This window comes from Fusicatenibacter sp. (genome assembly GCF_977045365.1).
Genome location: NZ_CDRRUH010000039.1, coordinates 18,570 through 29,260, shown reverse-complemented (window position 1 = coordinate 29,260; position 10,691 = coordinate 18,570). Strand labels below are relative to the sequence as shown.

Below are 10,691 nucleotides of genomic sequence, written 5' to 3'. Positions count from 1 at the left end.
ATGAGGACGCTCTGGACGGAATCTCCAACACCCAGACCATCAACCCGGGCGCACTCGGCCACAACGACGAAGAGCGTACCGAGAACCTGGTACACGTTCTGGACGGATACTTCGAGCAGGGTGCACATCACCTGAACGTAAACGTATTCGGAACCGAAAAACTGATCGACGCAATGGAGCACCCGGAGAAACCGGAGTACGCAAACTTCACGATCCGTGTATCCGGTTATGCAGTTAAATTCATCGACCTGACAAAAGAGCAGCAGATGGACGTAATTGCACGTACCTGCCATGATCATATGTAATTTCTGAAAATGTTATTTCTAAAAGCCCCCGCGGCCGCAGCAATGCGGCTGTGGGGGCTTTTTGTATATCAGTGCTTGAATTCCAGTAAAATCCGCTTGATTTAGAGTACATAAAATGAGAAAATTTATCAGATGCAGAACGCTAATTGAAAAACTTTTATCAAGTAATTCATAGCGTAAGTTACAAGTTAATGTTATAATACCAAAGTTAGAATTCTCTAACATAAGAAAAAATGGAGTTTTATTTATGAAAAAGAAAATTGTTGCAGCATTTTGTCTTGCCATGGTGATGACGGTCGGCGGATGTTCCGGTGCGGGGACAGCAGCGCAGCCGGAGAGCAGTGAAAGTCAGACACAGCCGGCATCTGTTACGGAGCCTTCGAGCAGTTCTGACGCTTCGGAAGAGAATTCCACGCAGGAATCCGCATCATCCACAGCTTCTTCCGATATCGCAGATGCATCGAGCAGCCGTGATATTTTTGCGATGGATACGTACATGACGGTCACTGCCTATGGTCCGAATGCAGAAACGGCGGTGGATCAGGCGCAGCAGGAGATTGAGCGGCTGGATGCACTTCTGTCGACCGGAGAGGAGACGAGTGAAGTAGGGCAGATCAATGCAAACGGAGGCGGAAATTTATCGGAAGATACCACCTATCTGCTGGAACGCTCTCTGGATCTGTATGACAGCACAAACGGCGTTTTCGACATCGCAATCTATCCGATCATGGATGCCTGGGGCTTTACAACGGGAAATTATACGGTTCCTTCGGATGAGACGGTCGAAAGTCTCCTTCCACTGACCGATGCCAATGACATTCTTTACGACAAGGACAGCGCATCCATCAGTTTTGCCAAGGACGGTATGAAAATTGACTTCGGCGGAATCGCAAAAGGCTATACATCCGGCAGAATCGCCGATATTTACCGGGAATGCGGTGTGACGAGCGGACTGATTAACCTCGGTGGAAATGTTCAGGTTGTTGGCACAAAAACGGACGGCAGCAAATGGCGCGTCGCCGTGCAGAGTCCGGAAACAGAGGACGATTACCTCGGCATTCTCTCGACTGCAGACCGTGCCGTCATTACCTCCGGAGGCTATGAGCGGTATTTCGAACAGGACGGCGTGAAATATCATCACATCATCGACCCATCGACCGGTCATCCGGCAAATAACGGTCTGGTGTCGGTGACGATCGTAAGTGCTGACGGAACACTGGCGGATGGCCTTTCTACTTCTCTTTTCATCATGGGAAAGGACAAGGCAGCTGAATACTGGCGTGCACACAGCGATGAATTTGACACCATTCTGGAGGATGAGGACGGCGTTCTGTATGTAACCGAAGGAATTGCCGATGATTTCACATCCGATCACGAGACAAACATTATCAGGAAAGACGGTGATACATAACCATGGGAAAATGGAAAAAACTGACAGCATTTGCACCGGCTCTCGCGGCAGTTATCGTAGCAGCCTGCGCCGGTATTTCGCTGAACGGCTACACTGCACCGGTTTACGCCGTAGAGCAGCCGGAGGCACTGGTGACACCGGAGCCGGAACAGGATACCGATACAGCGGAAAAGAAAGATGATACAAAAAAGAAGGACGATACCAAAAAGACAACCGATACCGAAGCGGAACTTGTCGCAGCAGTCGGTTCCGGCAGCTTTGAGCTGGCGGACGGAACGTACGAAGGAAGCGGAACAGGTTTTGGCGGTACGATTACAGTCTCTGTCGTATTGAAAGACAAAACGATTCAGTCGATCTCGATTGTAAGCGCTCCCGCCGAGGACGCAGCTTTCCTGAACCGTGCGAAGGGAGTTATCGACCGTATCATCGCATCCCAGAGTGTGGATGTGGACACGGTTTCCGGTGCAACTTTCAGTTCAAAAGGTATCCTTGCAGCCGTCAAAAATGCACTGACCGGTCAGGAGGACACTTCAGAACCGGCATCCGCATCAGGAGCGGCAGGCGGCGGAGCCTCTGCTGGCGGAACCGTTACAGTATCTAAAATCGAAGAACCGGCTTCCTACCGGGATGGAACGTATTACGGAACCGGAACGGGATTTGGCGGCACAATGAAAGTCTGTGTTATTGTTAGCGGCGGAAAAATTGCCTCGATTGATATTGTGGAAAACAGCGATACGCCAAGCTACCTTTCCAGTGCTTCCTCTCTGATTTCGACGATTATTTCAACACAGAGTACGAATGTGGATACGGTCTCCGGCGCAACGTACAGCTCCCGCGGTATTATCGAAGCTGTGCGGAGTGCCTTAAGTCAGGCGGCAGTGAACGGATCTTCCAGTACAAACGGGGGAAACCAGAGCAATACAAACAGCGGAAACAACAGTCCGAATAACGGCCAGAACAATAACAACTCGTCTGCATCCAAGGGAAGTTTCCCTTATCAGGACGGAATTTATTATGGCACGGCCGCCGGTTTCCAGGGAGACATCAAAGTGGCGGTAGCCCTGCAGGACCAGACAATCAAAGCGGTACTGATTCTGGAAAACGAAGATGACGAGACATTCTTCAGCCGTGCCAAAGTCGTAGCCGACCGCATCGTAGACGGCCAGAAAACCGATGTGGATCTCGTATCCGGCGCAACCTACAGCTCCCGCGGCATCCAGAACGCAGTAAAACAGGCGCTGGAAAATGCGAAGAAAGCAACAAACGGCGAGACCGTTCCGGATAACGGAACGAGCAGCGGCGGAACCACAACGATTCCGGAAGGAAAATTCCCATACGAGGAAGGCATTTACTACGGAACCGGCGAGGGCTATCTGGGAGACATTACAACGGCAGTTGTCATTCAGGATGAGACAATCAAGGCAATTCTCGTGACCGAGAGTGAAGATGACGAAGCATTCTTAAAACGCGCAAAACAGACAGCAAAGGACGTTGTGAAAAACCAGACACTGGAAGTCGACACCGTTTCCGGCGCAACCTACAGCTCCAGGGGAATCCTTGCGGCAATCGAGGAAGCTTTAAAAGAGGCAGAACGCGTAACTGAGGAAAAGAAAAATCCAACCCCGACACCAACGGTAACTCCGACACCGACGGAAACTCCAACCCCGACCGAAACCCCGGAGCCAACTGAGACGCCAACACCAACGCCGACGGAAACTCCGGAACAAAAGATCTATCAGGACGGCGAATACACAGCGATTGCTGTCTGCGAGCCGGATGAAGATGAAGATTTTACCGCTTACCAGCTTTCCGTAACGGTAACAATTGAAAACGATAAAATCGTAGCGTTAAGCAACATCACCGGGGACGGAGACAGTCAGAATGCCTCCTACATCCGCCGCGCATCCGAGGGAACCTCCAAAATCAAAGGCGTTTCCGCTCAGATTCTGGAAACCGGAACGCTTGAGAACATCGACACCGTTTCCCGCGCAACCTGCTCCTCAAAAGCCATTCTTGAGGCATGCCGGAATGCGCTGGATGCTGCGAAAATAACGCAATAAAGGGGAAAACAGATGAGACAATTGATTGTTCGTTTTTTGAATGTCGCTGTCATTGCCGCTGTTCTGATCGGCTACAATACCGTACTCGACAAAAGGGACAAAGAAGATCAGATCGCGCGGCTCTCGGCAGAGCTTGAGACGACCCAGCTTCAGAAGGAAAATCTGCAGGCTGCAGCAGCTGCATCCAACACGGCGGATACGGCCGCAAGTGAAGCAGCAGAAGCAGAAGGGCAGTACGTGGACGGCACGTATGACGGTGAGGCTGACGGCTTCGGCGGCACCATTGCAGTTGAAGTAACTGTAGAGGGCGGCCAGATTACCGATCTTGCCATCACATCCGCCGACGGCGAGGACAGTGCGTATCTGTCAAATGCGGAGGCGATCATTCCAAAGGTTATTGAGGCACAGTCCGCCGATGTTGATACGATCAGCGGAGCAACGTTCAGCTCCACCGGTATCAGAAATGCGGCACAGGAAGCAATAGAAAAGGCGGAGAAATAACATGAAAAATTTAGATTTATCCAAATTACCGGTAAAGAAGAGAAAACAGATCGTTTCCTGCCTGCGTGCCGGAATCCAGCTTTTATATTTCCTGTTTCTTCCGTCAGTATTCACCGCTGCATTTAACGGAGTGAAATACATTTTTACGCAGCTTGGACAGGGTGAAAAAATTGAGATGACCGCATTTGTGTCGGCTCTGCTCTTTGTCTGTGCATTTACGATTGTTTTTGGCAGATTTTTCTGTGGCTTTGCATGCGCTTTTGGAAGTCTGGGGGATGCAATGCACGCAATTTATGGTATAATCTGTAAGAAACGTAAAAAAAAGCCCAGACGCATCAAACCGGAGTTGGCAAAGAAACTGGCACTGATCAAATACGGCATTCTGCTTCTGATTGCACTTACCTGTTTTGCAGGAGTCTATCAGAAAGCAAGAGGAACCAGCCCGTGGGATGTCTTTTCCATGCTGCATGCGGGAAATTTTCGGCTTTCCTCTTATGTTCCGGGAATTGTCCTCCTGCTGCTGATCCTGGTTGGCATGTTCTTTGAGGAGCGCTTTTTCTGCCGTTTCCTGTGCCCGATGGGAGCTGTCTTTTCTCTGCTCCCGGTTCTGCCGTTTTTTACCCTGCACCGGAAACGTGAAAACTGCATCCGCGGCTGCAGTGCCTGCACGAGACAGTGCCCGTCTGCAGTGGAACTGCCATCCGACGGCTCCATGGAGATCTCTGGCGACTGCTTCCAGTGTCAGAAGTGTATTGATACGTGTCCGAAAGGCAATATCCGCTGCGGAGTAAAGGAATTTCATGGAAATGAAATCCTGTTTACCCTGTTCCGTGCGGTATTCCTGCTGACACTGCTGTTATGGGCTGGCATCTAATTTCAGAATAAGGAAAATTGTATGAAGAAAAAAGATCTGATTCTGGCAGGCGCCGTTTTGCTGCTGGCCGGAATCCTTGCCCTGGCGCTTCGGCTGCCGAAAACGGAAAATGGAAATACCATGAAAGTCACGGTGGACGGCGAGGTTTACGGAACGTATTCGCTCGCAGAGAATCAGACCGTGAGAATTCAGACGGATCATGGAACGAATGTCCTGGTCATCGAAAATGGAAGTGCCCATATGGAAGAAGCCGACTGCCCAGACGGCTACTGCAAAAGACAGGGTACGATTTCCCGGGTGAATGAGACGATCGTGTGCCTGCCGCACAAGCTGGTGGCGGAGGTGGAAAGCGATGGATCCACAACGGACGACGCAGACGATGCGCCGGATGTGATTGTAAAATAATACCAGCTTAGAAGAAAGGAATTGGAATTTATGAGAGACAGCCGCACTGCAAGCAGAAAAATTGCCTTATGCGCCATGCTAATGGCCCTTGCCATGATTTTCAGCTACGTGGAGGTACTGATCCCGATCAACCTCGGCGTTCCAGGCATTAAACTTGGCGTTGCCAATCTGGTTGTGGTTGTCGGCCTCTTTTTCCTTCCGGCAGGGGAAGTCCTGATGATTTCCGTTGCCCGCATTCTTCTGATGGGTTATCTGTTCGGAAACGGAATGTCCATCCTCTACAGCCTTGCCGGCGGACTTTTGAGCTTTCTGGTGATGCTTCTGCTGAAACACATCAAAGGATTTAGTATCACCGGCGTAAGCATTGCAGGCGGCGTGACACACAATGCTGCGCAGATCTGCGTGGCGGCTCTCGTGGTGCAGAACCGCAAACTGTTCTATTATCTTCCGGCTCTTCTCGTGGCCGGTGTCATCACCGGAATGCTGATCGGAATCCTTTCGGACCGCATTCTTTCGGCAGTAAAACGCGAAGGACGGAAGAGTTCTTCGCGGTAAGCACTGTATCTGCAGAAATTTTTCTGTGCGGAGACAAAAATCATTCCGCAAACTTCAAAAAAATCAGATAAGTAAATAGTGAAAAATACTCAATAAGGAGAATCTGCGTCTTTTTTGAGAAAAAATAATCAATTGTGAGTTAGACAAAACGATCTAAAATTAGTAGAATAATTTACAGTTAGTTAAAACAATTATTAATTAGCAAAAGCTAATATAATAATAAAAGACAGTTTTGCCCCTGTTTTTCCTGCAAAACTGTGGAAAAGGAAAAAGGAGGAAGTTATGATCAAAAGAAAAGAACTTCAGAAAAAATCATTAGCAGCCGTTATGGCAGCTTCCATGACCATGAGTCTGCTCCCGGGAACCGTACTGGCGGATTCCACGAACGGTGTGATTGCGGATGGTACTTATGAGTCTACTGCTCACGTTACCAGAACCGCAGAAGACGATGAAGATGAAAATGCCTGGGACGAATATGATGTTAATGTCAAAATTACCGTTGCAGACGGTAAATTTTCTGATATTGCAGTAACACCTGGCACTGGATACAATACAGAAAATGCGTCTTATTTCAACAAGGCAGCTTCAAAAAGCAAAGGATTTAAAACAAAACTTCTTGGACAGGAAGCAACTATTGCGAATATCGAGAACTGGGATACCGTATCCACTGCAACCAGAACTTCTACAGCGGTAAGAAACGCAGCTCTTGAAGCAGTAAAAAAAGCAACCCCAGCAGCAGTAGATACCGCAGCTCTTGAAAAAGCAATCGCAGATGCCGAAGCATTAAATGAGGCTGACTACACCGCAGACTCCTGGAAAGCTGTTCAGACTGCTCTTACCGAAGCAAAATCTGCACTTTCCGCAAAAGAGTCCCAGAGTGCTGTTGATACTGCTAAGGATACGCTGAATACTGCAGTAAAAGGCCTTGTCAATGCACCGACTCCGACTGCAACCCCAACCGCAACTCCAACTGCGACACCGACCGCAATCCCAACCGAGACTCCTTCCGAGCAGGTATCGTATGTTCTGATGAACATTCCGTATGACAAATTTTATGCAGCAGATGTAAACAATGCTGTTCCGGTGGATGTTTTCTCCTCTGCAACGAAGAATAAAACAAGAACATCCAGCCTTGCCGGCGGTTCTTATCATTCCAATGCAGATGGAAGTGCGATCAACGGTATTACCTTCCCTGTTAAAGTAACAGGTGTGGACCTTTCCAAATTTAAAAAGGTAACAGATTCTGATTCTGTAAGTATTACCGTAACAAAACGTGGTCAGACATCTACACAGACATATACAGGAAAAAATGCTTTATTTGAGAACACAGATTACGCATATTATGTATTAAGTGAAGCACCTGCCTACTACAAAGAAGCAACCGTAAACGCAGACGGTTCCCTTTCTTTTGGAAAAACAGTTGGAACGGCAACCGAACTGACAAATGTATCGCCGGAATTCATGACAAAATCCGGTTATGGCGATTATCAGCTGGATCTTGACGGACTGGAGAAAACCATTGATGTTGGAAGTGATCAGATCTACGGTGTTATCGTCAGCACAAAAGAAGGAAATGACTATGGTATGCGTCATGTTGAAAATATCTGGCGTGGAACCGAGCTGGCATGGTCAACCGGATTTACCACACAGGTACATGGCTGCCCGACCTCCTCTGCACATTACAAGAGCATGATGGGACAGCATATCAATAAGGTTACCTATTATACCAGCAAGGGAATTTACACCATTCCGGTGAATGATATTTTTGTTCCGACAAAATTTGAGGCAAGTGTATCTGTAGAAGATGCTTCTCTTTCCGATGGAAAGACAACTATGACAGTTACCGGACTTCCAGCTGACTATGATGCAGAATATTCTGTAGAAGGCCTGGACGGATTTGCGGTAGATGGAAATACCATTTCTTTTTCTGAAAATGCGAAAAAGGGAATGTATACCCTGACCATTCGTGATAAGAAAGGCGTTTATGCAGATCTGCAACAGAACTTTACACTGTATACGGATGCAATGCCAGCTGCTTACAATGGAAAAGGAAGTGCTCCGGCACTTGTAAAAGCAGAGGATGCATCGGAAGAAGACTTTGCTGATTATATTAAAAATATTACTTCTGTAAAAGTAAATGGAAAAGAATATGCGGCAACCGGAAAGCGGAAAACTGTTCTGATCAAAGAAGATGGTACGCTTGATCTGACAGCAGCTGCTTTTGCAGAAGGAACTACATTTGAAATTGAAGTGACTGCAACTGGTTATAAAACATTCTCCTTTACCTATGAGAAGAAAGAAGCAGAATACAAATATGTATATGCGGGTCTCAGCTGGGCAGAGTACTGGGCAGCTGAAGGTGTTCAGGCGGCAGGAAGCGACGCAGGATCGGAAGAGAAAGATGGTCATGACGAGAATGATAAGGGCGCATTTGACACAGTAACTCGTGCAACCACCAATCACGGACTGCACAGAGGAAGTTTCCAGTGCGCAGCAACTATCTATATGAAAGATGGCACCACCTATGACGTTGCATATTATACAGGAGTGACAACTGCCGTTCTGACCAATGGTGAGACAGTAACATACGATAAGAAACAGATTGATCACTATGAAGTAAAAGGACTGAAATATGTTCCTGTAAAAGTTTCAGAAGATGATTATGAAGATTTCTGCAAGAAATATGTTGTAGTAGAAAACGGAGGAAAACTTTCCGGTGGTTTTACAGAGAATAAACTCCAGAATTATACGGATCTGACAGCAGAAGTAACTGCAGATACGAACGGACTGAAAACAGCAGTGAAGAATGCAGATGGCACATTCAGCTTTTCTGCACGTACAACTGGAACAGGATCCGGTATTGCAGGAACTGCACTGAAAACAGCTCCGGATGCAGAAACCGTAGGATTGACTGTGAAAGATGCCAACGGTTCTTATGGAGAATTCCTTCGTGTAGATCTGAATGGCGATTACGGCGATCTTGCTGCCAATCTGCAGACCGTAACCTGGACCTATTATGGGGATGATTCCACTTATACCAATGCCAAAGCAACCTATGGCACAAAATTTGCAGCAGATAACTGGATGCATAAGGTGATGGGAATTCAGCTTGGCCTTACCGATTCCCAGCGTTGCACATTACCGGAAGGAACTGATGGAACCGGATACTGGAAGATTACGATTCATGCACTTGGCTACGCAGATGCTTCCTATACCTTTGAAGCGACAAAAGCTAATATCGTAGGCGCTGATCCGGTACAGAGCACAACAGCACTGGAAGAGGCAATTGCAAAAGCGGAGGCACTGAAAGAAGCTGACTATACAGCGGAATCCTGGGCAAGTATGCAGATGGAGCTTGCAGAAGCAAAAGAAGCATTAGAGAAAAAGCAGAGCCAGGGAACCGTAGATGAGGCAACCGAGCATCTGAATGCAGCTATTGAAGCACTTGTAAAAGCATCAACAGATACGCCAACCCCGACGCCTACGGAAACCCCAACCGTAACACCAACTGAGACTCCGACTGTTACGCCTACGGAAACCCCAACGGTAACCCCAACTGAGACTCCAACTGTTACTCCTACAACAACTCCGACGACTGCACCGACCACAACGCCAACGACGCAGCCGACGAAGACCCCGACCAGCACACCGAAAGCAACCTCGACTCCGCTTGCAAGCAGCAATGTATCCAATACATCTACTTCCAAGAAGAGCGATAATGCAAAGACCGGCGATGTGACCAACATCTGGGGATGGGTAAGCATGGCAGTTGCATCTCTTGGCGCAGGCGGACTTGGACTCAAACTCCGCGGCAGAAAGAAAAACGAAGATGAAGAGTAATTCAGAACGAAATGACTGAGAAATTCTTCTGATCATAAGAACCCACAGCCCCCTCCGCCAGAAAATCTGGATCGGAGGGGGCTGTGGGTTTCTCTGGATAAAAACAGAAATTTTTTCTTGAAACAGAAGAAGATTCGTGCGATGATAATACTGTGCTTTTGGCACATGCAGCATAATGGAGGTGACTTAAAAAAATATGACAGCAGAACTGTTGGAAAAACATATTACCGATACGATTCGGGAATGGCAGGTGAAGATCGGCTATGAAGGCGGTACGATGAAGCTCTACTACCCGGCGGAGTCCCTGCGCCGTTCCCTCTCTTTAAACGAAACAGAAGATCTGGACACTGCACTCGCAGCATTCTGCCAAGAAGTCCAGCCGCGTCTGGGAAGCCTTGCCATATCAGCGGTCAAAGACCGTTACTGCGTGGAAATCCCGGAGGAAGGCTGTTCCTACATCGAGCAGGAAATCCCTGTCCCGGAGCTCTTACAGAACCTTCTGCAGGTGATCACAACGCCTGGAAACACAATGGAACAGGTTCGGGACTGCTTTTCTTCCTATGCAGAGAAAATGCATACTACCGTGGAAGAAAACGCATCCGAGGAGCATGAGATGGGCCATGTATTTTCTTTTGCAGACCCGTCTGTAGATGAATACTGTTACTGTGTCGAAGAAAATGAATTCGGCCTGACGTATCACCGTTTTTCACGGGAAGATTACGAGGCTTTATAAATAAAAG

9 protein-coding genes are annotated in these 10,691 nt (G+C 47.9%); all 9 read left to right on the top strand.

Going from position 1 to position 10,691, the window contains the following annotated elements:
* Window positions 1-305: glycine radical domain-containing protein (locus tag ACY2VW_RS09485; protein ID WP_461877902.1), on the top strand; the 305-nt coding region annotated here is incomplete at its 5' end.
* Between the two features lie 247 nt (window positions 306-552).
* The gene (locus tag ACY2VW_RS09480; RefSeq protein WP_461877901.1) at window positions 553-1,716 is read left to right on the top strand and encodes an FAD:protein FMN transferase; all 1,164 of its coding nucleotides are present in this window, start codon (window positions 553-555) and stop codon (window positions 1,714-1,716) included.
* 2 nt (window positions 1,717-1,718) lie between these two features.
* A complete protein-coding gene (locus ACY2VW_RS09475; protein ID WP_461877900.1) occupies window positions 1,719-3,776 on the top strand; it encodes an FMN-binding protein in 2,058 nt (685 codons plus the stop codon).
* A 12-nt stretch (window positions 3,777-3,788) separates the two neighbouring features.
* On the top strand, window positions 3,789-4,277 hold the full coding sequence (locus ACY2VW_RS09470; protein WP_461877899.1) for an FMN-binding protein: 489 nt from the start codon (window positions 3,789-3,791) through the stop codon (window positions 4,275-4,277).
* Window position 4,278: 1 nt separating this feature from the next.
* Entirely contained in the window at window positions 4,279-5,151 is an 873-nt protein-coding gene (locus tag ACY2VW_RS09465; protein ID WP_461877898.1) for a 4Fe-4S binding protein, read from the top strand.
* 21 nt (window positions 5,152-5,172) lie between these two features.
* Window positions 5,173-5,556, top strand: a complete 384-nt coding sequence (locus tag ACY2VW_RS09460; RefSeq protein ID WP_461873580.1) for a NusG domain II-containing protein — start codon at window positions 5,173-5,175, stop codon at window positions 5,554-5,556.
* A 30-nt stretch (window positions 5,557-5,586) separates the two neighbouring features.
* A complete protein-coding gene (locus ACY2VW_RS09455) occupies window positions 5,587-6,111 on the top strand; it encodes a Gx transporter family protein (RefSeq protein WP_461877897.1) in 525 nt (174 codons plus the stop codon).
* Between the two features lie 282 nt (window positions 6,112-6,393).
* On the top strand, window positions 6,394-9,951 hold the full coding sequence (locus ACY2VW_RS09450; protein WP_461877896.1) for a penicillin-binding Tp47 domain C-containing protein: 3,558 nt from the start codon (window positions 6,394-6,396) through the stop codon (window positions 9,949-9,951).
* A gap of 196 nt (window positions 9,952-10,147) precedes the next feature.
* Window positions 10,148-10,684 carry a DUF3877 family protein gene (locus ACY2VW_RS09445; RefSeq protein ID WP_461873577.1) on the top strand — a complete coding sequence of 179 codons (537 nt, stop codon included), beginning with the start codon at window positions 10,148-10,150 and terminating at the stop codon, window positions 10,682-10,684.
* Window positions 10,685-10,691 lie beyond the last annotated feature (7 nt).